Here is a 22,591-nt window from a genome sequence, read left to right as displayed (position 1 = left end):
CGGCCGAGGGCACCCGAACCGGTACCAGCCGCCCGGCACTCCCGCCGGCGGGGCGATCGGCGAGGGGAGCGGAGCGTGTCCACCTTCTGGTCCGTCCTGCTCGTCGTGGCGGCCGCCGCGCTGGAGGTCCTCTCCAAGTGGAGCCGGTCCTCGTCCGGGAACGGGTTCTTCGCGCGGCGCAGGGCGCGCAGGCGCTCCTCGAGCCGGTAGCCGGCAGTCGGCCGCGCGGGTGGCGGGTGGGGGCACGGACGTTCCGCTTCGAAAGGACAGACCCGATGGGCAACCAGGTCATCTCTCCGCGCCGGGCGCTGCTGTGGCCGGTCTTCGTCTTCCTCGTCCTGTACGCCGTCTGGTTCGCCGTCTCGCTGGCCACCGGGCACTCGCCGGCCGCCGCGTTCTCCGCCCCGGCGCTCCTGCTGGCGCCGCTGATCGGCGTCCTGGTGGCGCGGTACTACCGGCTGCGCAGGCGCGTGGTCAGCGCCCGGCTCCGGGGAGCGCGGCCCGCAGGGCGCTGAGGAAGGCGTCGGTGGTGGCCGGGTCGCGGACCGCGATGCGGAGCCAGTCGGGGCCGAGGCCGGGGAAGGTGTCGCCCCGGCGGACGGCGTAGCCGGCTTCGCGCAGGCGGGTGCGGACGGCGGCGGCGCCGGCGAGGTGGACCAGGACGAAGGACGCGGCGGGGGTGCCGTGGACGCGGACGCCGGGAACGGCGGCGAGGCCGGCCAGCAGGTGGGCGCGGTGGGCGGCGGTGGTGCGCGCGGCGCGGTCGGCCTCGGCGAGGGCGGCGGGGCCGGAGCAGAGTTCGGCGGCGGCCAGGGCGGGCGTGGAGACCGGCCAGAGCGGCTGCGCGGCGGCGAGCGCGGAGACCAGCGGGGCCGGGGCGAGCAGGTAGCCGACCCGCAGGCCGGCCAGGCCCCAGGTCTTGGTGAGGCTGCGCAGCACGACCACGTCGCCGGGCAGGCCGCGGACGGCGGCCAGGCTCTGGGGCTCGCCGGGGTCGGTGTCCATGAAGGCCTCGTCGACGACCAGGGTGCGCCCGGGCCGGGCCAACTCGGCGAGGGCGGCGGCCGGGTGGAGGACTGAGGTGGGGTTGGTGGGGTTGCCGACCACCACCAGGTCGGCGTCCTCGGGGACCGCCCCGGGCGGCAGCCGGAAGCCCCGCTCCGGCGTGAGCAGGACGCGGTGGACGGTGTGCCCGGCGTCGCGCAGCGCCGCCTCGGGCTCGGTGAACTGGGGGTGCACGACCACCGCGCGGCGCGGCCGCAGGACGCGGGCGAGCAGCACGAACGCCTCGGCCGCGCCCGCGGTGAGCAGCACCTCGCCGACCGGCCGGCCGTGCCGGGCGGCGACGGCGGCGCGGGCCGCCGCGCCGTCGGGGTAGGCGGCGAGGTCGGTGAGCGTCGCGGCGAGGCGTTCGCGCAGCCAGGCCGGCGGGGTGCCGGTGCGGACGTTCACGGCGAGGTCGACCAGCCCGGCGGAGCGCACTTCGGCGTCGCCGTGATGGCGCAGATCGGGCTGCTGGTTCACCTGTTGTCCTCCTGGGGGCGGGGCCGGGGCCGGGGGCGGGGGCGGGACGGCGAGCGCCGCGGTGGCCGAGGCCGTGGCGGTGCGCGGGGCGAGCAGGCGTGCGCCGGGCCCGGCCGAGGCGAGCGCGGCGGCCTCGGCGACGCTGGGGGTGCCGACCGCGGCGGCGACCCGGGCGGAGCCGCCGGCCACCGGCACGGCGGCCAGCACGGCGGCCGGGTGACCGGACAGCGGGACGCCCAACTCCCGTGCCGCAGCGCACAGTCCGGGTTCGAACAGTTTGCTGTCGAGGGTGGCGACGCGGATCACGGCGGTGCGGTCGAGGCCGAGGGCGGCGAGGGCCGCGTCGGCGGCGCGCAGCAGTTCGGCGGCGGGGGTGCCGCGCCGCAGACCGAGGCCGAGCACGACCCGGGGGGCGCGCGCCGGGGGGTGGGGTGCGCCGTCCACGTGGTGCTCGGCCCTCCCCGTCCGTTCCGCTCGGTGCGGGCCCGCGCCGGTGCCGCCGCCGGGCCGTGGGAATCCCACCATGTCCGTCCGAGCCGGGTCAATCGGGACAGGTGTGAGAAGCGTCGCCCGGCTGGCCGAAAAGCGCTGGCGGGCCGGAGTTGCACAGCCAACCGTTCGCCTTTTCTTCATGTCGGGCGGCATTCGGCGGTCACGGACCCGGCCCTAGCGTTTCCGGCGCTCCACCACCCTTGTCCCGTACATTGCTTCTCCCCGGAGGACCTCCGCCATGTCCGTTCAGCTCGGCAGCCGCGCCAAGCGCCGCCTGACCGCGATCGGCAGCGCCGTCGCCCTGACCGCCGCCTCGCTCGGCCTGTGGGCCGCCACCGGCTCCACCGCGCAGGCCGCCGGCCTGCCCACCCCCGACCACGTGGTCGTCGTGGTGATGGAGAACCACGCGTACAGCCAGGTCATCGGCGGCTCCAGCGCCCCGTACCTGAACAACACGCTCAAGGCCGGCGGCGCCAACCTGACCCAGTCCTACGGTCTGACCCACCCGTCGGAGCCGAACTACTACATGCTGTTCTCCGGCTCCAACCAGGGCCGCACCGACGACAGCTGCGTCACCGTCGGCTCGAAGACCGCGCCCAACCTGGCCTCCGAGCTGATCGCCGCGGGCAAGAGCTGGGGCTCGTACAACGAGGGCCTGCCCAGCCAGGGCTCCACCGTCTGTTCCAACTCCAGCACCAAGTACGCGCAGAAGCACAACCCGTGGTTCGGCTTCTCCAACGTGCCGACCAACACCGCGTACACCATGGCGCAGTTCCCCACCGACTACACCAAGCTGCCGAAGGTCTCCTTCGTGGTGCCGAACCTGTGCAGCGACATGCACGACTGCTCGGTGAGCACCGGCGACACCTGGATCAAGAACAACCTCGGCGCGTACGCGACCTGGGCGCAGACCCACAACAGCATCCTCATCGTCACCTTCGACGAGGACAACAGCCTCTCCGGCAACCGGATCCCGACCCTGGTCTACGGCCAGCACGTCACCCCGGGCTCCAGCAGCGCCACCACCTACAACCACTACAACGTGCTGCGCACCCTGGAGGACCTGGCCGGCCTGAGCACCCACGCCGGCAACGCCGCCTCCGCCACCGACATCACCGGCATCTGGAACTGACGCCCGATGTACCTCGCGGACGCCCGCTCCACGAAGAGTGACCGCGCCGCGGACGCCGCCCCGGACCCGCGTCCGGGGCGGCGGGCCGCCGCCGTCCCCGGCACCGTGCTCGCGCTCGGCGCGGTCAGCCTGGTCACCGACGTCTCCTCCGAGATGGTCAGCGCGGTCCTGCCGCTGTACGTGGTCACCGCGCTGGGCCTGTCCCCGCTCGGCTTCGGCCTGCTCGACGGCATCAACAACGGTGTCGGCGCGCTGGTGCGGCTGCTCGGCGGCCACCTCGCCGACCGCGGCGGCCGCGGCCACAAACTGGTCGCCGGGCTCGGCTACGGCCTGTCGGCGCTGTGCAAACCGCTGCTGCTGCTCGTCCACACCCTGCCGCTGATCAGCGGCGTCCTGGCGGTGGACCGCACCGGCAAGGGCCTGCGCACCGCCCCGCGCGACGCGATGATCTCGCTGTCCACCGCCCCCGAGCACCGCGGCCGGGCGTTCGGCGTGCACCGCGCGATGGACACCACCGGCGCGCTGATCGGCCCGCTGCTGGCCTTCGCCGTGCTGCGGATCACCGACGACCGGGCCGAACGCGCCTCCTACGGCGCGGTGTTCACGGTCTCCGGCTGCGTCGCGGTGCTCGGCGTGCTGCTGCTGGTGCTGTTCGTCCCCGGCCGGATCACCCGGGCCGGCCTGCCGGTGACCGACCCGGCCGCGCCCAAGCCCACGCTGCGCGACGCGCTGGCGCTGCTGCGCAGGCCCGCGCTGCGCCGACTCACCCTGGCCGCCGTGCTGCTCGGCCTCACCACCGTCAGCGACTCCTTCCTGTACCTGCTGCTGCAGCGCGAACTCGACCTGCCCGCGCACCTGTTCCCGCTGCTGCCGCTGGGCACCGCCGCGGTGTTCCTGCTGCTGGCCGTCCCGCTCGGCCTGCTCGCCGACCGGATCGGCCGCCGCACCCTGTTCCTGCTCGGCCACGCCGTCCTGCTGGGCGGCTACGCCGTCGTGCTGTCCCCGCTGCACGGCGCGGTCGCCGCGGCAGCGGTCCTGCTGCTGCACGGCACCTTCTACGCCGCCACCGACGGCGTGCTGGCCGCCGCCACCGCCGCCACCGTCCCCGACGGGCAGCAGGGCGCCGGCCAGGCCCTGGTCGGCACCGGGCAGGCGCTGGCCCGCTTCACCTGCTCGCTGGCCTTCGGCGCCGCCTGGTCGCTCTGGGGCCCCCGCCCCGCGCTCGCCGTCACCGCGGCGGCGCTGGCCGCGACCGCCCTCGCCGCGACCCTCCTGCTGCGCCCCGCGACCCCCGCCGCCACCCGCTGAACACCCGCCCGGAGGGCCTCCCCATGACCGCTCCCGCCACCGTCGACCCCGTCCCCGCCGAGGCGCCCGCGCCCGGGCCGGAGGACCCCTCCCCGCTGCGCCGCAAACTCCTCGTGCTGCTGGTCGCGGTGCTGCTGCTGGCCGGTGTCGGCATCGGCGCCGTCCGGTACGCCGCGGACCGCGCCGACCGGCGCGACCAGGAGCAGGCGGGCGGGCCGCCGGTGCACGAGGGCACGCTCTCGCTCGACGCCGCGGGCGGCCGCCGACTGCTGGTGCGCAACCTGGCCTGGGGCCCGCACCGCGACGAGATCGCCGCGGTGCCCGCCGACGACCCGGACGGCCCGCGCACCGCGTCCGGTGTCACGTGCCTGCGCTTCCACGCCGCCGCGGGCACCGGCATCTGCCTGCAGGCCGAGCACGGCGCCCTGGACGACACCTACCACGCCTCGGTGCTGGACGCCTCGCTGCACGAGGTCCGGCGCTTCCCCGCGCCGGGCATCCCGACCCGGGCCCGGGTCTCGCCGTCCGGGCACCTGGTCGGCTGGACGGTGTTCGTCAGCGGCGACTCGTACGCGGGCACGAACTTCTCCACCCGCACCGCGATCGTCGACACCCGCAGCTGGCAGTTCCACGACAACCTGGAGAACTTCCAACTGGTCGAGGACGGGCACCCGGTGCAGGCCTCCGACGTCAACGTCTGGGGCGTCACCTTCGCCGACGACGACGCCTTCTACGCGACGGTCGCCACCGGCGGCCGGACCCACCTGGTCAAGGGCGACCTCGCCGCCCGCACCCTCACCACCCTGCACCAGAACGTCGAGTGCCCCTCGCTCTCGCCCGACGGCACCCGCGTCGCCTACAAGAAGCGGGTGGAGGGCGTCGACCCGGCCGCGCCCTGGCGGCTGTACGTGCTGGACCTGGCCACCATGACCGAGACCGCGACCGCCGAGCAGCGCGACATCGACGACCAGGCGCTGTGGTCCGACGACCGCACCCTGCTGTACTCGATGCCCGGCGACTACGGCTCCGACCTGTGGACCGTCCCCGCCGACGGCACCGGCACCCCCGCCGTCCTGACCCGCTCCGCGGTCGCCCCCGCCTACCTGGGCTGACAGCGGGCCGTGCCGGGAGTGTCGTCCCTGCCCGAACAACAGCCGGGGGGACGGAAGATGAAGGACGACCGGGCGGGTCAGCTGCCCCACCGCGCGCCGCTGCGCTGGACGCTGTACGCGCTGCTGACGCTGTACGGCGGCTGTCTCCTGAGCGGCCTCCAGGCCTGGTGGCTCGGCCGGTCGCCGGGGTTCGAGGGGATGGTGTGCGCGGCCTGGACGATCACCCTGGGCACGGTCGTCACGCTCGGCTTCCGCACCCGGCGCGGCCACGTCGCGGGCTGGATCGCCCTCCTGCTGACCTTCGGGCTCGGCCTCGTCGGTTCCGACGCGGTCCGCTCCACCATCCTGGAGCGGCACGGGGAACGGGCCGCAGCGGTGGTCACCGAGGTCCGCGCCGACGACCACCGGGCGGCGGACTCGTCCTGCCTGCTGCGCACCGACGACGGCCGGGACGTCCCCCGGGAGCTCGCCCCCTGCGAGCGGTTCGAGGTCGGCGACCGCCTCGACGTCACCTACGACCCGGACGGCCGGCAGAACCCGGTCGTGGGCGTCCCGGACCCCACCGGCACCCTGGGCTGGTCCGCGGGCCTGCTCGCCGCGCTCACCCTGCTGGTCCTCTCGCTCCCGCTGTGGGCGGGCCGCGGGCCCCGGGTGAGGTTCACGAGGGACGGCCTGGTGCGGGCGTACCGGTACGAACAGCTGCGGTGACGTCCGAGGGCCCGGCCCCGGGCGGCTGACCGGCCGTCAGCTACGGCTGGCGCGCCAGCGTTCCATCAGCAGGGGCAGTTCCGCCCGCAGGAAGCCGAAGAAGTCCAGCGACTCGGCGAGCCGTCGCCCGGCCGGGGTGTCCGGGCCGAGTGCCTCGATGCCCTCGGTCAGGCCGGTCTCCCAGCGGGCCAGGGTGCGGTCCCGGCTGGCGGTGAGCTCGTACCAGACGTGGTCGTGGACGCGGTAGCGGTCGCGGCGCGAGCCGGGTTCGCGTTCCCGGCCGACCAGGCCGACGGGCACCAGGTAGCGGACCGCGCCGGAGACCGCGGCGGGGGAGACCTGGAGCAGCTCGCCGAGCTCGGCGGAGGTCAGCCGCCCGGAGTCGGAGGTCAGCAGGGCGGTGAACACCCGGGCGGGCATCCGCGGGAACCCGGCGTCCACCAGCACGGCGGCGAACCGCTCCACGAACTCGCCCACCACCGCCGGGTCCCGCCGCCCGGTCCCGTCCGCCTCGCCCACGCCGTCCGCCTTCCTCTGCCGCCCCTTGACACCGCGAAGATCCAGAGCTTTCAGTAACTTCACGAATCTGTGAAACCAGAGTAGCTTCGATCCCATGACAACCGCCATCTCGGTGTCCGGCCTGGTCAAGACCTTCGGCCGCACCCGCGCCCTGGACGGCTTGGACCTCACGGTCGAGCAGGGCGAGGTCCACGGGTTCCTGGGGCCCAACGGCTCCGGCAAGTCCACCACCATCCGCGTCCTGCTCGGCCTGCTGCGCGCCGACTCCGGCAGCGCCGTCCTGCTCGGCGGCGACCCCTGGCGGGACGCGGTGCCGCTGCACCGCCGACTCGCCTACGTCCCCGGCGACGTGACGCTGTGGCGCAACCTCTCCGGCGGGGAGGCCATCGACCTGCTCGGCCGGCTGCGCGGCGGACTGGATCCGGCCCGCCGGACGGCGCTGCTGGAGCGCTTCGAACTCGACCCGACCAAGAAGGGCCGCGCCTACTCCAAGGGCAACCGGCAGAAGGTCGCCCTGGTCGCCGCGTTCGCCTCCGACGTCGACCTGCTGATCCTGGACGAGCCGACCTCCGGACTGGACCCGCTGATGGAGGAGGTGTTCCGCGAGTGCGTCGCCGAGGCCCGCGACCGGGGCGCCACCGTGCTGCTCTCCAGCCACATCCTGTCCGAGGTGGAGGCCCTCTGCGACCGGGTCTCGATCATCCGGGCCGGCCGCACCGTGGAGACCGGCACCCTCGCCGACCTGCGGCACCTCACCCGCACCTCGATCGACGCCGAACTCGCCGGCCCCCCGCCCCGCCCCGGCTACGTCCACGACCTGGCCGTCGACGGGCACCGGCTGCGCTGCCAGGTCGACACCGACCGGCTCGGCGACCTGCTCACCGAACTGAACACCGTGGGCGTGCGCACCCTGGCCAGCCGCCCGCCCACCCTGGAGGAGCTCTTCCTCCGGCACTACGCGAGCGACGCCGGCGGCACCACCGACCCCGGCGGCACCACCGACCCCGGCGGCGCCACCGGCCCCGGCACCGGCGAGCCGTCGGCGGCGGTCGCCCGATGAGCGGCCAGGCCCTGGGCGCCCCGGGGGTCTCCGCCGCCGAGCCCGCCACCGGCCGCCACGACCTCGCCGGCACCGGCGTCCTCTACCGCCTCGCCCTGCGCCGCGACCGGATCGCCCTGCCGGTGTGGCTCTACGTCGGCACCGGCATGGTCGCCTCCACCGTCTTCTCCTTCCGGAAGTTGTACGGCGACGCGGCCTCCCGGCGGACGTTCGCGGCCGGCGTCGACGGCAACGGCTCGCTGCGCGCCCTGTACGGCCCGATCTTCGACGGCTCCACCACCGGCGGGCTGACCGCGTGGCGGATGGGCGTGTTCGGGGCGGTGCTGGCCGCGCTGATGTCGACGCTGCTGGTCGTCCGGCACACCCGCGCCGAGGAGGAGGACGGCCGCCTGGAGCTGATCGGCGCGGGCGCCGTCGGCCGCCGGGCCCCGCTGACCGCCGCCCTCGCCGCCGCGCTCACCGCGAACGCGGCGCTGGCCGCACTGGTCGCGGCCACCCTGCTGGCGGCCGGTCAGGACGCCGCGGGCGCACTCGCGTTCGGCCTCGCGCTCGGCACCGCGGGCCTGTTCTTCGCCGCGCTGGCCGCCGTCACCGCCCAGCTCGCCGAGACCGGTCGGGCCGCCAACGGCCTGGCGGGCGCGGCGATCGGCGCCGCCTTCGTGCTGCGCGCGATCGGCGACTCGGGCACCGGCGCCGGCTGGGTCGGCTGGCTGTCCCCGCTCGGCTGGTCCGAGCAGGTCCGGGCGTTCGCCGGGAACCGCTGGTGGGTGCTGCTGCCGCCGCTGGCCGGCGCCGCCCTGCTCACCGCGCTGGCCCGGGCCCTGGTCGGCCGCCGCGACCTGGGCGCCGGTCTGCTCCCGCAGCGCCCCGGCCCGGCCGCCGCCGCACCCGGCCTGGCGAGCGCCGCCGCGCTGGCCCGCCGCCTGCAGCGCGGCCCGCTGCTCGGCTGGACGCTGGCCCTCGCGGCCGGCGGCGCGGTGTTCGGCGGCGTCGCCAAGGGCGTGGTCGACCTGATCGGCGACAACCGGCAGATGGCCGAAGTCCTGGCCCGGATGGGCGGGCAGCAGGGCGTGCTGGACGCCTACCTGTCCAGCATCGCGGGCGTGTTCGGCATGGTCGCCGCCGCGTACGCCGTCCAGGCGGTGCTGCGGATGCGCGCCGAGGAGGTCTCCGGCCGGGCCGAACCCGTCCTGGCGGGCGCGGTCTCCCGGTCGCGCTGGGCCGCCGGGCACCTGCTCTTCCCGCTGCTCGGCACCGCCCTGCCGCTGGCCGCCGCGGGCGTCACGGCGGGCCTGGCCGAGGGCCTGGCGCTGGGCGGGGGCACCGGGACGGCGGTCGGCCGGATGCTGGGCGCGACGCTCGTCCAGCTCCCGGCGGTCTGGCTGACCGCGGCCGTCGCCCTCGCCGCGTACGCCCTGCTGCCGCGCCGGGCGGCGGCCGGCTGGACCGGGTTCGGCGTGTTCGTGCTGGTCTCCTGGCTCGGACCGGTCCTGCGGCTCCCGCAGGGCGTCCTCGACCTCTCGCCGTTCAGCCACCTCCCGCACCTGCCCGGCGGGCGGTTCGACGCGGCCCCGCTGCTGTGGATCACCGCCCTGACCGCCCTGACCTCGGCCGCCGCGCTGGCCGGCCTGCGCCGCCGCGACCTGGGCTGAACCCGGCCCGGACGCCGGGCGGCGGCGGGCCCCCCGGCCCGCCGCCGCCCGGAACGGCCCGCGGCTACTTGTAGATCCGCAGCACCCGGCCGATGGAGCGCACGTGCCCGAGGGTGCGCAGTTCGTCGAGCGCGCCGTTCAGCGCCCGCTCGGTCGCGGGGAAAGTGACGAAGACGACCCGCGCCTGCGACTCCGAACCGTCCTGGTCCACCTTCTGGATCGAGACGCCGTGCCGCCCGAACACCCCGGTCACCTCGGACAGGACGCCGGGCGCCTCCTCGACCTCGGTCCGGACGTAGAACGAGTACTCCAGGTCCTCCTTCGGCCGGATGGCGGCCGGCGCGCCCACCGGGACCTTGCGGTGCGTGCCGCGCCGCAGGTGGTCGGCGGCGGCTATGACGTCGCCGAGGACGGAGGAGGCCGACGGGCGGGGGCCCGCGCCGCGCCCGTAGAACATCAGCTCGCCGGCGGCGGTGGTGTTCACGAACACCGCGTTGAAGCTCCCCCGGACGGTGGCCAGCGGGTGGTCGCGCTCGACCAGGGCGGGGAAGACCTGCACGCCCACCTGCCCGGCGCCGTCGCCGTCCGCCGGGAAGCGGTCGGCGACCGCCAGCAGCTTGATCACGTAGTCGAACTGCGCGGCCAGCTCGAAGTCCACCCGGTCGAGGTCGACGATGCCCTCGCGCGGCACGTCGTCGGCGGCCACCGACTGGTTGAACGCCAGCGAGGCCAGGATGGCCAGCTTGGACGCCGCGTCGGCGCCGGTCACGTCGGCCGTCGGGTCGGGCTCGGCGTACCCCAGGTCCTGGGCGGCGGCCAGCACCTCGTCGAAGGCCAGGTTCTCGCCCATCATCCGGGTGAGGATGTAGTTGGTGGTGCCGTTGACGATGCCGGCGACCCGGGTGATCTCCTCGCCGGCCAGCGACTCGCGGATCGGGCGCAGGATCGGGACCGCGGCGACCGCGGCGGCCTCGAAGAAGAAGTCGACGCCGCCCCGGTCCGCCGCCGCGTACAGCTCGGGGCCGGCCGCCGCGACCAGCTCCTTGTTGGCGGTGACGACCGGCTTGCCGGCCTCCAGGGCGGCCAGGATCAGCTCGCGGGCCGGGGCGACGCCGCCGATCAGCTCGACGACGACGTCGATGTCATCGGCTTTGACGACGTCGTACGGGTCACCCGTGAACAGCTCCGCGGGGACGCCCACCGACCGGGCCCTGCCCGGATCGCGGACCGCGATCCGGGCGAGCTCCAGGGAAATTCCCGTCACGTCCTCGACCGCGGCGAGCCGCTCCACGAGCAATTCGACGAATGCCTCCCCGACAGTTCCACACCCCAGCAGACCCACCCTGACTACATTTCCCATGGCGGACACCATACACACCTGCGATCTTTCACTAAACGGAATGCCGGCGACTTCTCAGAGTCCGAGACGAATGGCCGCCCCGGGCCGCCGGAGGAACAAAGCGCGGAAAGCGGCACCGGGCCCGGTCACGCCGTCCGCGGCGACGCCCCCGCCGGCGCCGGGAGGTTCGGCAGGTGGGTCCCGAAGCTCCTGCGGTAGTACACCAGCGGCGGCTCGCTGCCGGACAGCTCCGCCGACTCCACCCGGCCCAGGACGATCACGTGGTCGCCGCCGTCGACCAGGTCGACCGCGGCGGCGGCGATCCAGGCCGGCGCCCGCAGGATCCGCGGCAGGCCGCGGTCCGGCCGCCACTCCACCCCGGCGAACTTGTCGGCCGCCGCCTTGGCCGCGAACGACATTGCCAGCGCGGCCTGTTCGGCCCCGAGAACGTTGAGGCCGAAGCCGCCGCAGGCGCGGATCGCCTCCAGCGTGCGCGAGCGCCGGTCCAGCGCCACCAGCACCATCGGCGGATCGACCGACAGCGAGGAGAACGCGCTGACGGTCGCCCCGGACGGCCTCCCGTCGGAGCCGGTCGCGGTCACCACCGACACCGGGGTGGCCACCCGCGCCATGACCTCCTTGAACGCGCCCCGCACCTCGGACCCGGCGGTCCCCGCCGCGGCCGACTTTCCGAAACCCATGAGCAAACCCCCGTATTTCACAGTCCAGCGGATCAGCTTTCCGAGACGAAACTCCGGTCTCCCGGATCCATTTCCAGGGAGAATCCGAGCCCGGGGAGCTCCCCGGCGAACCAGGTGGCGATCAGCGCCCGGTATTCGGGCGAGCCGAAAACGTCGGAAAGCGCCTCGTCGACCGCCCGCCGGAGTTCCCCGTCCTCCTTCCGCAACAGGAATCCGTAGTCCTCGCCGCCGAGCCGCACGTCCAGCATCCGGACGTCGGCGCGGGCCTCGCCGGCCAGCAGCGAGCGGAGGATCACCTCGTCCGCCACCATCGCGTCGATCCCGTCGTCGGCCAGGAACGCGTCGCGGGCGGCGCCGATCGACGGCACTCCGGTGAAGGCGTACCCGAACCCCGGGTCCGGCTCGGCCTCCAGCGCGGCCTGGCTGGTCGAGCCCTGGATGCCGACCACCCGCAGGTCGCGCGGGCCCGGGTCGCCCTTCAGCGCGATCCGGTGCGAGGTGCGGAAGATCGGCCGGCTGAAGGCGAAGCGCCGCCGCCGCTCGTCCGTGATGGTGGTCGACCCGCACTCCAGGTCGATCCGGCCCGCGTCGAGCAGGCCCTCCCGGGTGGTCGAGGTGACCTCGACCGCCTCGATCGGCGGCACCCGGTCGGCGCCGCCGTGGATCCGGGCGAGGACCAGGCCCGCCAGGTCCACCGAGTAGCCGATCGGCCGGAACCCGGCGGTCGGCGAGTAGGAGAACGGCGGAGTGTTCCGTTGGAACCCGATCCGGATGCCTGCGCCGGTGAGACTAGCGAACACCGTTTTCCCCTTCGTCCGTCGAGCCGGCAGAGCGTCCCGGCAGGCCGCCCGCCAGGGCGAGCAGCGGTCCGGGACGGGTGAGCAGGTACATGTGGCCGCCGTCCACCGTGCGGTGGGTGAACCGGCCGGTGGTCAGCGCCGCCCAGCCCGCCGGCGCGTCCGGCGGCACCAGGTGGTCCCCGGCGGCCGTGACGCAGTGCAGGTCGAGCGGGAGCGGGCGCGGCACGAACGACGGGAACTCCCGCGCCATCCAGGCGAGATCGGCCGCCAGCGTCCCGGCGTGGAACTCGTCGAGCTCCCCCGGCGCGGCCTCGGCCGGGCCGGGGATCCCGGCGGGGGAGTACGGCGGCGGCGCCTGCGCCGACACCACCACCGAGGCCCGCCGCCGGTACACCGTCCAGAGGGAGTCGGCCACCATCCAGGCGAGGGCCGCGCCCATGCTGTGGCCGAGCAGGACCAGCTCCTCGTGGGGCAACTCCTCGATCTCCCGGGCGAGTTCGAGGGCGAGCAGGTCCAGCGGGTCGGTGAGCGGCTCGGCGATCCGGTCCTCGCGGCCCTTGAGCTGGACCAGGACCAGGTCGGTGTGCGCGGCCAGGGCCGGCGCCCAGCCCCGGTAGGCGGACATGCCCCCGCCGGCGTGGTGGAAGCAGACCGTCGCGCGCGGGTGCCCCGCGGCGTGCGTGCGCAGCAGCCGCGAGCGGCCCGGCCGGTCCGTCATGCGCCGGAGCCGATCCGCGCCCGGTCGCGGCCCGGCAGCACGACCTCCCGCAGCCCGGTGCGGTAGCGGTCGGCGAGCTCTCGGTACTCGGCCGCGGTCTCGTCGAGCACCGCGACGTCGCTGTCGCTGAGCGTCATGAGGACGCTCGCCGGGTTGCCGGCGATCAGGCTGCGCGGGCCGTACCGCGGCCCGGCGCTGAGCACCACACCCGCCGACACGCGCGAACTCTCCCCGACCGAGACGCCGTTGAGCACGATCGCGCCGATCCCCACCACCGTGCCGGAGCCGATGGCGCAGCCGTGCAGCAGCGCGCCGTGCGCCACGGTGACGTCGGTGCCCAGCACCAGCGGGTGGTCGGGGTCGGAGTGCAGCATCGCGTGGTCCTGCACGTTCGACCCCCGGCCGATCCGGACCGGGCCCTTGTCGCCCCGGACGGTCACCCCGGGCCAGAGGCTGACGTCCGCGTCGATCTCGACGTCGCCGATCACCACCACGTCGTCGAAGGCGTAGACGCTCGGGTGGATCCTCGGCCGGACGCCGTGGAAGCTGTACGTCCGCACGGTTCAGACCTCCTGCGGGATCAGGGTGGCGAGGCGGGCCAGGCTGCCCAGCACCTCGTCCTTGGGCAGGCCGAAGTCGACCAGGCAGGCGACCTCGTCGACGCCCATCGCCCGGAAGTCCTCCAGCACGGTGCGCGCGCTCGCGGTGTCGCCGATCAGCGAACTGGTGGAGACGTAGCGCTGGAACACCATCTCCACGAAGGCGTCCCGGTCGTCGCCGAGGTTCAGCAGGGTGTCCGACTTGTCCTTCAGCTCGGCCTGGCCGGAGGTGGCGTGCTGGCCGACGAACGAACCCAGGTACTCGGTCATGGCGGGCCGCACCAGTTCCACCGCCCGGGCCCGGTCGGTGCCGACGTAGGTGTGCAGCATCAGCGAGACCACCCCCTGCGCGGGGTCGAGGCCGGCCCCGGCGCGGGCCGCCCGGTAGACCTCGATCCGCCTGCGCAGCTCCGGCGGGCCGAAGTTGATCAGCGCGGAGAGCACGTTGAGGCCGTTCTCCCCGGCGAACCGCCAGGCGTCCTCGTTCTTCGAGGTGGTCAGCCAGACGGGCAGCTCCGGCTGGACCGGCCGGGGGAAGGTGAGGATCTCGTGGGTCTCGCCCAGCGGGTCCCGCCGTTCCAGGGGGGTGCCGCGCCACAGGCCCTGCAACTGCTCGCGGGCCTCGTTGAGCAGCAGCGACCTCTTCTCGTACCCCTCGGGGTTGAGCACGAAGTCACGGGCGTGCCAGCCGGGTGCCAGCGCGAGGTCGACCCGGCCGCCGGAGAGGTTGTCGACCAGCGCCCACTCCTCGGCGGCGCGCAGCACGTCGTGCAGCGGCAGGTTGACGCTGCCCGCCCGGATGCGCACCCGCTCGGTGACGGCCGCCAGCGCGGCGCCGAGCACGGCCGGGTTGGGGTACGCGCCGCCGACCTCGGTGAAGTGCCGCTCGGGCGTCCAGATCGCGGTGAATCCCGCCCGGTCGATGTACCGGGAGACGTCCAGCAGCAGGTCGTAGGGGTCGGTGCCGCCGGCCAGCCCGGAGAAGAAGATCACCCCGAGGTCGGGCACCGCCGACCGGGCCCCGGTGGCCTGCGCCGGGGCGGCCTGCGCCGGGGCGGGGGAGCCGGACCTGAGCCGGGCCTTCAGCCCGGCCAGCCGGTCGGCGTCCAGGAACGTGCTGTCAGACATGGGCCGGCTCCTCGATGAGCATGGCGGTGATCACGGCGGAGGTCTCGGAGACCGAGCTGTTCTCGTAGAAGTCCCGTACGGAGAGGTCCAGTCCGAAGGTCTCGCGGAGCTTGTTGATGAGCTGGATGGCCATCAGCGAGTTCCCGCCGAGCTCGAAGAAGCCGAGGTCGGCGGAGGTGGCGGAGCCGCCGAGGAAGGTCCCGAAGATCTGCCCGACGATGTTCCGGACCTCCTCGTCGGCCCCGTCGGCGCCACCGTCCCCCGCCCCGGCCGGCTCGGCGGCCGGCACGGTGACCGGTGCCGCGGTGGGCTCGGCGGCGGGCTCGGCGACGGGTGCGGCGGCCGGTGCCGCGGCGGTGGTCGCGGGCTCCACCCAGTGGATCCGCTTCTCGAACGCGTACGTGGGCAGCGCGGTCATCCGCCGGGCCGCGGTGTGGTCCGAGATGTCCACCCGCGGATCGGTGGCCCAGCCGAGCGCGAGCGCGTCGGCGAAGGACTCGGCCTCGGTCTCCGGCTCGCCGAGGGTCTGCGCCAGCACCGGGGCGGGCGCGCCGGCGGCGGCGAAGCCGCCGCGCACCAGGTTGCTCATCGACCGCCCGGCGCCGATCTCGACGAACCGGGTGACGCCCGCCTCCCGGAGGGTGTCCACCGACCCGCCGAACTCGACCCGGCGCACCAGGTGCTCCGCCCAGTAGCGCGGGTTGCGCGCCTCGTACTCGGAGAGCACCCGGCCGGTGATGTTGGAGACCACCGGGATCCTCGGCGCGTGCAGCTCGCGGGTGGTCAGGAAGGCCAGGAACTCCTCGACGGCGCCCTGCATGAGCGGCGAGTGGAAGGCGTGGGAGGTCGTCAGGCGCTGGTGCACCACCCCGGCCTCGGCGGCCAGGGCGGCGGCCCGCTCGACGGCCGCGCTGCTGCCGGAAAGGACCTGCTGCCGGGGCGAGTTGACCGCGGCGACGACCAGCGAGCCGTCGGCGATCAGCTCGGCGAACGGGGCCGGGTCGGAGACCGCGAGCATGGCCCCTGCGGGGCAGGCGGCCATCGCCCGGGCCCGGACGGCGACCAGTTCCGCGGCCGTGGCCAGGTCGAAGACGCCGGCGACGGCCGCGGCGACGACCTCCCCGAGGCTGTGCCCGAACAGGTAGGCCGGGGTGACCCCGGCGTCCAGCAGGGTCTGTGCCAGGGCGTACTCGACCGCGAACAGCAGCGGCTGCGCCACCTCGGTGTCGGCGGTGTCCCGCTCCCCGCCGCCCTCCAGCAGGGCCCGCAGGTCGAACCCGGTGTGCGCGCCCACCGCCGCGCCCGCCTCGGCCAGGCGGCGGGCGAAGGCGGCGTTCCCGGCGGCGAGCCCGGCGCCCATGGCGGGGCGCTGGGTGCCCTGGCCGGCGAAGACGAAGGCGATCGCGTCCGAGCCGGTCCCGACGCTGGTGTGGTACCGCTCGGCCTTGAGCCGGGCCACCGCCTCGGCGGGGTGCGCGGCGGCCAGGGCGGCCCGGTGGGGGTGCCGGGTGCGTCCCTCGTGCAGGGTGTGCGCGTACTCGGCCAGCACGGCGTCGGGGTCGGCGGCGAGCCGGGCGGCGAGTGCGGCCGCCTGGCCGCGCAGCGCGGCCGTGGAGCGGGCCGAGAAGGCCAGGACGCTCGGCCGGCCGTCCGTGGCGTCCGGCGCGGGGCCGGTCGCCTCGGGCCGGTGGCTGCGCAGCAGCACGTGCCCGTTGGTGCCGCCCATGCCGAAGGCGCTCACCCCGGCCCACTGGGTGGCCTCGCGGTCGAGCTCCAGGCCCTCGGTGGTCACGAAGTAGCGCGAACCGTCGAGTTCCAGCGCCGGGTTGACCTCGTGGACGTTCACCGTCGGCGGCACGAACCCGCGTTCGAGCACCAGTGCGGCCTTGATCAGCCCGACGATGCCGGCGGCGATGTTGAGGTGCCCGAAGTTGCCCTTCAGCGAGCCGATGCCGCAGGGCGCGCCGGTGGTGCCGTAGGCCTGCTTGATCGCCTCGATCTCGATCGGGTCGCCGAGCGCGGTGCCGGTGCCGTGCGCCTCCAGGTAGCCGACGTCGGCCGGGTCGGCGCCGGAGATCTCCAGCGCCTCGCGCAGCACCGCCACCTGTCCGGAGACGCTGGGCGCGGTGAAGCTCACCTTCTGCGCGCCGTCGTTGTTCACCGCCGACCCGGCGATCACGGCGTGCACCCGGTCGCCGTCGGCGACCGCGTCGGCGAGCCGCTTCAGCAGCACCAGGCCGAGCCCGTTGGTGAACAGCGTGCCGTTGGCCCGGGCGTCGAACGGCCGGCAGACCCCGTCCGGCGAGAGCACCCCGCCGACCTGGTACCGGTAGCCGGCCTCCTGCGGCACGCGCACGTACACGGCGCCCGCGATCGCGGCGTCGCACTCGTTCAGCAGCAGGCTCTGGACGGCGGCGTGGACGGCGACCAGGCCGGTCGAGCAGGCGGTCTGCACGTTGACGCTGGGGCCGCGCAGGTTCAGCTTGTACGAGATCCGGGTGGCGAGGAAGTCCTTGTCGTTGCCGTGCCGGACGACCATCTCGCCCAGCGAGTCCATCAGGTCCGGGCGCTGGAGCGGGCCGGTCACGTAGGTGCTCATGCCGGATCCGGCGAACACGCCGATCCGCTGGGCGGTGCGCTGCGGATCGATGTTGGCGCGCTCCAGCAGCGCCACCGACTTCTCCAGCATCAGGCGCTGCTGGACGTCGAGGATGTCCGCCTCGCGCTCCGAGTAGCCGAAGTACCCGGAGTCGAACTCCGCCACGCCCTCCAGCACTCCGGCCCGCTTGACGTAGTCGGGGCGCGAGCGCTGCGCGGCGGGCACACCGGCCGCCGCGACCTGCTCGTCGGTCAGGTCGGAGACGGCCGTGCGGCCCTCGACCAGCCGGGCCCAGAACTCGTCCACGTCGGCGGCCTGCGGCAGCCGGCACTCCATCGCGACGATCGCGATCAGGTCGTCATCGTTTTGCATGTTCATCCCAAGTCCGGTGTCGAAAGACCCCGGCTGCGGCGGGTTCGCCGGGCCGTCAGGACGCGCTTGCGGGAGGCCGCGCCGGTGGTGGGAACGGCGTTCCCCGGCCCCCGGCCTCCCGGTTCGTTCAACAGTTGTTCGAGGAAGGAGAGCTGGGCGTTGAAGGAGGCGTGCTCGAAGAGCCGCACCAGCGGAAAGGCGACACCGAATTCCGCCTGGACCTGCGAGTGCAGGACGACGATCGTCAGCGAAGTGCCGGACGCGTCGAAGAAGGTGATGTCGCGGTCGGCGAGCCGGCCCGCGCCGCCGCCGGTCACCGACCGCCAGATGGCGGCCAGCCGGTCGGCGATCGCCCGGGAGCCCGCGGGCGCGGCCGCCCGGCGCCCGCGCTCCCGCAGGTGCTCGGCCGCGACCGCGGTGAGCGCCCTGCGGTCGACCTTCCCGTTGGGGAGCTTCGGCAGCGCCGGCAGGTAGACGAAGGCGGACGGCACCATGACGCTCATCAGCCGTTCGCCCAGGTGGGCCCGGAGCTGCGGCTCGGCCTCGGCCGCGCCCTCCAGCACGGCCACGATGACCTTGGTGAAGCGGTCCTCCTGGGCGCAGACGAAAGCCTCCCGGACGCTCGGGTGGGCCTGGATCGCCGCCCGGACCTCCTGCAGTTCGATCCGCACGCCGGCGATCTTGACCTGCTCGTCGGCCCGGCCCAGGATCTCCAGCTCCCCGTCGGCCGCGCGGCGACCGCGGTCACCGGTCGGGTAGGCGCTGAGCCGTTCCCCGTCCACCTCGATCGCGACGAAGGGCGCGACGATCCGGCCGTCCACCAGGTACCCGTGCGAGGGGTGCTCGGCCGCGATGTGGATCTCGCCCACCGCGCCCGGGCCGCACACCCGGCGCTGCTCGTCCAGTACGAAGCTGCGGGAGCCGGGCAGGTTCCGGCCGACCGGCTGGACGCCGGGCCGGGGGTCCGCGGGGACGCGGTGGAAGTGCTGGGCGAGCGTGGTCTCGGTCGGGCCGTAGAGGTTGACCACCTCGCAGCCCGGGAAGTACTCCCGCCACCGGCGCACCAGCTCGGAATCCAGCGGTTCGCCCGCGAAGAACGCGTGCCGGACGGAGGGGACGGGCGCGGCGCCGGCCGCCGCGGCGGTCCACACCTTGCCGAGCGAGGGCACCAGGTGGAGCGCGGTGATCCGCTCCCCGCGCAGGAAGTCCAGGGCCCCCGCGGCGTCCAGGTGCAACTGGTCCGGGACGCACAGGGTGGCGCCGGAGACCAGCGGGGTCAGCGCGTCGCGGAACCACACGTCGAAGGAGAGGTTGGTGAGGTGGGCGAACCGGTCCCCCGGCCCCACCCCGAACTCCTCGGACTGCCAGCGCAGGAACGACGACAGCCCCGTGTGGCTGCCGACGATGGCCTTCGGCGTGCCGGTGGAACCGGAGGTGAAGGCGACGTAGGCGTGGTCCCGGTCGTGCAGGGCCGGTGCGGGAGCGGCCCCGGGCCGCAGCGAGCAGCGGATGCGCGGGGCGTCCGTGCAGTCCGCGACCGCCCGGACCGGGCCGGTGCCGAGCATGGTCTCCCGGCGCACCGCGGGCAGCGCCTCGTCGATCAGCATGACCGCCGCTCCGGACATCCAGGTGCCGAGGACGGCGGCGACCACCGCGGCGCTGCGGCGGCCGATGATTCCGACCACGTCGCCGTTTCCGACGCCCAGGCTCCGGAGTTCCGAAGCCACTCCCGTGGACCGGTCGAATAACTGCGAATAACTGACCGTCTCGACCTTCGAAGAAACGGCGGTGGCGTCGGCGAATTTCTCGCACGCCAGCCTCAGAATATCGTCTACCGCCTGCACAGCGAATCTCCATGTGAGGACAGGTGAAAGCAGCCCCTTGGCGGCGAGGGCGAAATCACCCGGGCCGGGGGCGCGATTCGGCCGCAGATCGGCCAGGAAAGCGCTGGTGCGCGAAAGGAGAAGAGGAGAATCCGGAGAGCCGGGGGCCCGGGCTGTGTGGGGCCGCCGGTCCGGAGGAGAGAGAAGCCGTCCCCGGGCCCGGGCCGGGCGGTACCGCCCGGCCCGGAGGGCTACCGGGTCTGCTGGAACGTCGCGAGCACCACGGCCGCGAGCATGAACAGCGAGCCGAACACCTTGTTGAGGATCGACGCCTGCCGCTCGGTCTTCAGCTTCAGCGCGACCCGGGAGGCCAGGCCGGTGTAGCCGGCCATCACCACGAGGTCGGTGAAGGCCATGGTCAGGGCCACCGCGAAGTACTGGGGCACCAGGGCGTGACCTGCGACGATGAACTGCGGGATCACCGCGAGCATGAAGATGTAGCCCTTGGGGTTGATCAGGTTGAGCGAGACGCCCTTGCCGATGATCTCCATGACTCCGATGCGGGGCTTGTCGCCCTCACGCAGGGAGATCGGCGAACCCTTGGAGAGGATCTGGGCGAGGCCCAGGTAGAAGAGGTACGCCACGCCGGCCCACTTGAGCACGTTGAAGGCGATCGGTGAGGCCTGGATGATCACACCGAGGCCCACCACGACGACCAGGAAGACCGTCCACAGGCCGATCACCAGGCCGACCGCGCCGAGATATCCGCGTCGGAAGCCGTAGTTCAACCCGTTGGACATTGAGAACACCGAGCCCGAGCCCGGCGAAAGAGAGAAAATCCACGAAGCCGCAAAACAAGTGACCCACGCATCGAATGGCATGGCCCGCCTCCCCCGAGGAATAGCCGCTGATGTGATTTCTCGGCATGTGGGGCGCCGGAATCGAGCGGAGCCTAACACAGGGCCTGGAGGGCCCCTGCAACACCAGTCCATCATGTGGACATCAATTCGGAGGGGGGGTGGGCTCCGGGTTGTTTCGACGTGCTCCGGAAATTGGCGTATCCGCTGGTCACGGCGGTGCGGTCGGGCATTCGGCCCGCCGCCGGGGGTGCGCGCGGCGGCGGCGGAGGAGGCCGTCCACGACGGGCCTCCGGAGGCGGCCGTCGACCCTGCAGTCCGCATACGCTCCGAAGGGCGCCCCGGCGGCCGGGCCGCCCGGAGCGGGCCGATCGTAGTCAACTCACATACTGCGGGCGGGAGTTGACGAACGCGAGGGGGCTCCGGCGCCGGTTCGCGGTCGTGAACGCGAAGTGGCGTGCAACCCAACGGTCCGTCGACGCATTCAGTACTGGTGTGAGAGAGGGCGCCCCGCCCGCCGAGGACCCCGATGGGCGGGGCTCTCGACGGGCGGGGTCGGGCCGGTGGGCGGGTCGGCTCGGGCCCGGGCGGGTCAGGCCGGGCCCGCGGCGCGGACCGTCACCACCGGCTCGTGGCGCACCGGGAAGTTCACCGAGGAGGCGATGAAGCAGTCCCTGGCCGCCGGGCCGTGCAGGGCCAGCGCCTGCTCCCGCGTCGGCTCCTCGGCGATCTCGATCCGCGGCCGGAGCACCGCCTCGGTGAACCGGCCGCCGTTGCCCTCGGTGACCATGGTGCCCTCGGCCCCGTCCGCGTAGGAGAGCACGACGACGCCGTTCACCGCGCAGTGGTGCAGGTAGGAGAGCATGTGGCACTGGGCGAGCGCGGCCAGCAGCAACTGCTCCGGGTTCCACCGGGAGCGGTCGCCGCGGAAGGTCGGGTCGGAGCTGCCCTGGATGTCCGGCACCCCCTCTGCCGACACCGTGTGGTCCCGGCGGTAGGAGCGGTAGTGGTCGGTGCCGGTGCCGAGGTTGCCGGTCCACTCGACCCGGACCGCGTAGTGGTGGGAGGGGGAGAAGGCCATGCGGGTCACTCCTTGTCGTCAGCGGCCGTTCCGTCGGCCGCGCGGGTGTCCAGGACGTGCCGGCGGGCCGCCGCCGCGGCGGCGGCCGGATCCCCGGCGGTGATCGCGTCGAGCAGCTCGCGGTGCTGGGCGTCGACCAGGGCGGTACGGGCGGGCGGACGCAGGGAGCGCAGGGTGGAGACCTGGATCTGGTCCCACAGCCGGTCCAGGGCGTGCAGCGCCACCTGGTTGGCGGCCAGCTCGGCGATCCGCCGGTGGAAGCCCCGGTTCAGCCGCACCGCCAAGGTCAACTCCCCGTCCGCGGTGGCCCGGTGGGTGCGCTCCGCCAGTGCGGCCAGGTCCGCCAGCTCGGCCGGGGCGAGCCGTCCGGCCCGCTGCCGCTCGGCCGCCAGCTCGGCCGTCAGCGCCTCCAGCGCGGCCCGCACCCGGTAGACCTGGGACAGCTCCTCGCCGTCCAGCCGCACCACCCGCAGCCCCCGCCCGGCGGCGGCCAGCAGCCCGTCCGCGGCCAGCGCCCGGAACGCCTCCCGCACCGGCGTGCGGCTCACCCCCAGCGTCTCGGCGACCTCCACCTCGCCCAGCCGGGAGCCCGGCGGGTAGTGGCCGTCCAGGATCAGTTCCCGCAGTCTCAGGCGGGTGCTCTCGGTCTGCACGGGGCCAGCGTAGAACTCTGCATGCATTGCATGCAACGAACGTGCGCGCGCGGCACGGTCGCGGGCGGAGAACTCGTTGGGAGCGTGACGGTGCGGTCCGCTATATTCGCGCAGCCTCGACCGCACCACTCACAAGGGGAAGACCCATGTCGTTCGACCAGGAGCGCGCCGGGAAGGACGACCCGGGCGCCGTCCGGGACGACATCCCCGGCGCCCCGCCCGCCCTCCCGCTGGAGCGGCCCGCCCCGGCCGCGGTCTCGTTCGCGAAGCGCGCCGCGTCCGGCGGCGGCGCCGGAGGCGGTACCGGAGAGGGCACCGGGGGCCGGGTCGAGGCCGGTATCGCGCCCGCCGCCCCCACCCCGACGGCGGTCGAGCCCGCCGTCCCCGCGCCCGCCGCCGCGTTCGAGCCCGCCC

General features: G+C 74.5%; 21 protein-coding genes and 1 pseudogene. 9 read left to right on the top strand and 13 right to left on the bottom strand.

The genetic code is table 11. The features are described from left to right. Positions 1-75 precede the first annotated feature (75 nt). The gene (locus OO48_RS40825) at positions 76-210 is read left to right on the top strand and encodes a hypothetical protein (protein WP_280842440.1); all 135 of its coding nucleotides are present in this window, start codon (positions 76-78) and stop codon (positions 208-210) included. Positions 211-275: 65 nt separating this feature from the next. Further along, entirely contained in the window at positions 276-515 is a 240-nt protein-coding gene (locus OO48_RS28955; protein WP_033221580.1) for a hypothetical protein, read from the top strand. Here the strand turns inward: OO48_RS28955 and cobC are convergent. Continuing rightward, complete coding sequence (cobC, locus tag OO48_RS28950; RefSeq protein ID WP_245194850.1) at positions 475-1,968, bottom strand: Rv2231c family histidinol phosphate aminotransferase CobC; 1,494 nt, start codon at positions 1,966-1,968, stop codon at positions 475-477. The two genes, OO48_RS28955 and cobC, sit on opposite strands and share 41 nt — an antisense overlap. 286 nt (positions 1,969-2,254) lie before the next feature. On the opposite strand from cobC, the gene OO48_RS28945 reads away from it, so the two are divergent. The 4 genes from OO48_RS28945 to OO48_RS28930 are packed head-to-tail and all read left to right on the top strand — an operon-like array spanning position 2,255 to position 6,276. Continuing rightward, positions 2,255-3,148 carry an alkaline phosphatase family protein gene (locus OO48_RS28945; RefSeq protein ID WP_033221578.1) on the top strand — a complete coding sequence of 298 codons (894 nt, stop codon included), beginning with the start codon at positions 2,255-2,257 and terminating at the stop codon, positions 3,146-3,148. A gap of 6 nt (positions 3,149-3,154) precedes the next feature. Continuing rightward, complete coding sequence (locus OO48_RS28940) at positions 3,155-4,456, top strand: MFS transporter (RefSeq protein WP_033221576.1); 1,302 nt, start codon at positions 3,155-3,157, stop codon at positions 4,454-4,456. 23 nt (positions 4,457-4,479) lie between these two features. Next, complete coding sequence (locus OO48_RS28935) at positions 4,480-5,568, top strand: TolB family protein (RefSeq protein WP_245194849.1); 1,089 nt, start codon at positions 4,480-4,482, stop codon at positions 5,566-5,568. 57 nt (positions 5,569-5,625) lie between these two features. Further along, positions 5,626-6,276: a DUF3592 domain-containing protein gene (locus OO48_RS28930; RefSeq protein ID WP_033221574.1), complete on the top strand. Its 651-nt coding sequence runs from the start codon at positions 5,626-5,628 to the stop codon at positions 6,274-6,276. A 36-nt stretch (positions 6,277-6,312) separates the two neighbouring features. On the opposite strand, the gene OO48_RS28925 is transcribed toward OO48_RS28930, so the two are convergent. Next, complete coding sequence (locus OO48_RS28925; protein ID WP_033221572.1) at positions 6,313-6,795, bottom strand: GbsR/MarR family transcriptional regulator; 483 nt, start codon at positions 6,793-6,795, stop codon at positions 6,313-6,315. Between the two features lie 94 nt (positions 6,796-6,889). On the opposite strand from OO48_RS28925, the gene OO48_RS28920 reads away from it, so the two are divergent. Together OO48_RS28920 and OO48_RS28915 are read left to right on the top strand one after the other, a co-directional pair. Further along, positions 6,890-7,855, top strand: coding sequence for an ABC transporter ATP-binding protein (locus OO48_RS28920; protein ID WP_081952459.1), 966 nt, complete (start codon positions 6,890-6,892; stop codon positions 7,853-7,855). After that, complete coding sequence (locus tag OO48_RS28915) at positions 7,852-9,507, top strand: ABC transporter permease (protein WP_033221570.1); 1,656 nt, start codon at positions 7,852-7,854, stop codon at positions 9,505-9,507. The genes OO48_RS28920 and OO48_RS28915 overlap by 4 nt, the downstream gene beginning before the upstream one ends. A 64-nt stretch (positions 9,508-9,571) precedes the next feature. Here the strand turns inward: OO48_RS28915 and OO48_RS28910 are convergent, their stop codons facing one another. The 11 genes from OO48_RS28910 to OO48_RS28860 form a co-directional block, all read right to left on the bottom strand. Then, positions 9,572-10,867 (bottom strand): homoserine dehydrogenase, encoded by a 1,296-nt coding sequence (locus OO48_RS28910; protein WP_051733045.1) that lies wholly within the window; start codon positions 10,865-10,867, stop codon positions 9,572-9,574. 125 nt (positions 10,868-10,992) lie between these two features. Continuing rightward, positions 10,993-11,547 (bottom strand): flavin reductase family protein, encoded by a 555-nt coding sequence (locus OO48_RS28905; RefSeq protein WP_051733043.1) that lies wholly within the window; start codon positions 11,545-11,547, stop codon positions 10,993-10,995. A gap of 32 nt (positions 11,548-11,579) precedes the next feature. After that, positions 11,580-12,347 (bottom strand): substrate-binding periplasmic protein, encoded by a 768-nt coding sequence (locus OO48_RS28900; protein ID WP_033221566.1) that lies wholly within the window; start codon positions 12,345-12,347, stop codon positions 11,580-11,582. Then, complete coding sequence (locus tag OO48_RS35515) at positions 12,337-13,065, bottom strand: thioesterase II family protein (protein ID WP_051733041.1); 729 nt, start codon at positions 13,063-13,065, stop codon at positions 12,337-12,339. The genes OO48_RS28900 and OO48_RS35515 overlap by 11 nt, the downstream gene beginning before the upstream one ends. Next, entirely contained in the window at positions 13,062-13,625 is a 564-nt protein-coding gene (locus OO48_RS28890; protein ID WP_051733039.1) for a gamma carbonic anhydrase family protein, read from the bottom strand. The genes OO48_RS35515 and OO48_RS28890 overlap by 4 nt, the downstream gene beginning before the upstream one ends. A 3-nt stretch (positions 13,626-13,628) precedes the next feature. Next, positions 13,629-14,792, bottom strand: coding sequence for a MupA/Atu3671 family FMN-dependent luciferase-like monooxygenase (locus OO48_RS28885; RefSeq protein ID WP_051733037.1), 1,164 nt, complete (start codon positions 14,790-14,792; stop codon positions 13,629-13,631). Continuing rightward, positions 14,785-17,763, bottom strand: a complete 2,979-nt coding sequence (locus tag OO48_RS28880; protein ID WP_051733035.1) for a type I polyketide synthase — start codon at positions 17,761-17,763, stop codon at positions 14,785-14,787. Before OO48_RS28880 ends, OO48_RS28885 begins: the two co-directional genes overlap by 8 nt. Before the next feature lie 2 nt (positions 17,764-17,765). After that, entirely contained in the window at positions 17,766-19,607 is a 1,842-nt protein-coding gene (locus OO48_RS28875; RefSeq protein WP_081952456.1) for a non-ribosomal peptide synthetase, read from the bottom strand. A 230-nt stretch (positions 19,608-19,837) separates the two neighbouring features. Then, positions 19,838-20,467 carry a LysE family transporter gene (locus OO48_RS28870; protein ID WP_033221565.1) on the bottom strand — a complete coding sequence of 210 codons (630 nt, stop codon included), beginning with the start codon at positions 20,465-20,467 and terminating at the stop codon, positions 19,838-19,840. A gap of 568 nt (positions 20,468-21,035) precedes the next feature. Further along, positions 21,036-21,524: an OsmC family protein gene (locus tag OO48_RS28865; protein WP_033221563.1), complete on the bottom strand. Its 489-nt coding sequence runs from the start codon at positions 21,522-21,524 to the stop codon at positions 21,036-21,038. Between the two features lie 5 nt (positions 21,525-21,529). Continuing rightward, positions 21,530-22,177 (bottom strand): GntR family transcriptional regulator, encoded by a 648-nt coding sequence (locus tag OO48_RS28860; protein ID WP_033221561.1) that lies wholly within the window; start codon positions 22,175-22,177, stop codon positions 21,530-21,532. Between the two features lie 146 nt (positions 22,178-22,323). On the opposite strand from OO48_RS28860, the pseudogene OO48_RS28855 reads away from it, so the two are divergent. Beyond that, positions 22,324-22,591 (top strand): annotated as a pseudogene (locus tag OO48_RS28855) (hypothetical protein); the annotation flags it as partial.

The sequence above is a fragment of the Kitasatospora phosalacinea genome, from assembly GCF_000716545.1.
Taxonomy (GTDB): domain Bacteria; phylum Actinomycetota; class Actinomycetes; order Streptomycetales; family Streptomycetaceae; genus Kitasatospora; species Kitasatospora phosalacinea.
Note: the sequence above shows the minus strand (reverse complement) of the source record. Positions and strands in the feature narration are given on the sequence as shown.

What these genes read in the sequence shown, in the direction of transcription:
- OO48_RS28955 (WP_033221580.1), top strand. Translation starts at nt 276, where the DNA reads ATGGGCAACCAGGTCATCTCTCCGCGCCGGGCGCTGCTGTGGCCGGTC.
- OO48_RS28945 (WP_033221578.1), top strand. Translation starts at nt 2,255, where the DNA reads ATGTCCGTTCAGCTCGGCAGCCGCGCCAAGCGCCGCCTGACCGCGATC.
- OO48_RS28940 (WP_033221576.1), top strand. Translation starts at nt 3,155, where the DNA reads ATGTACCTCGCGGACGCCCGCTCCACGAAGAGTGACCGCGCCGCGGAC.
- OO48_RS28935 (WP_245194849.1), top strand. Translation starts at nt 4,480, where the DNA reads ATGACCGCTCCCGCCACCGTCGACCCCGTCCCCGCCGAGGCGCCCGCG.
- OO48_RS28930 (WP_033221574.1), top strand. Translation starts at nt 5,626, where the DNA reads ATGAAGGACGACCGGGCGGGTCAGCTGCCCCACCGCGCGCCGCTGCGC.
- OO48_RS28920 (WP_081952459.1), top strand. Translation starts at nt 6,890, where the DNA reads ATGACAACCGCCATCTCGGTGTCCGGCCTGGTCAAGACCTTCGGCCGC.
- OO48_RS28915 (WP_033221570.1), top strand. Translation starts at nt 7,852, where the DNA reads ATGAGCGGCCAGGCCCTGGGCGCCCCGGGGGTCTCCGCCGCCGAGCCC.
- OO48_RS28910 (WP_051733045.1), bottom strand. Translation starts at nt 10,867, where the DNA reads ATGGGAAATGTAGTCAGGGTGGGTCTGCTGGGGTGTGGAACTGTCGGG.
- OO48_RS28905 (WP_051733043.1), bottom strand. Translation starts at nt 11,547, where the DNA reads ATGGGTTTCGGAAAGTCGGCCGCGGCGGGGACCGCCGGGTCCGAGGTG.
- OO48_RS35515 (WP_051733041.1), bottom strand. Translation starts at nt 13,065, where the DNA reads ATGACGGACCGGCCGGGCCGCTCGCGGCTGCTGCGCACGCACGCCGCG.
- OO48_RS28885 (WP_051733037.1), bottom strand. Translation starts at nt 14,792, where the DNA reads ATGTCTGACAGCACGTTCCTGGACGCCGACCGGCTGGCCGGGCTGAAG.
- OO48_RS28880 (WP_051733035.1), bottom strand. Translation starts at nt 17,763, where the DNA reads ATGCAAAACGATGACGACCTGATCGCGATCGTCGCGATGGAGTGCCGG.
- OO48_RS28870 (WP_033221565.1), bottom strand. Translation starts at nt 20,467, where the DNA reads ATGCCATTCGATGCGTGGGTCACTTGTTTTGCGGCTTCGTGGATTTTC.
- OO48_RS28865 (WP_033221563.1), bottom strand. Translation starts at nt 21,524, where the DNA reads ATGGCCTTCTCCCCCTCCCACCACTACGCGGTCCGGGTCGAGTGGACC.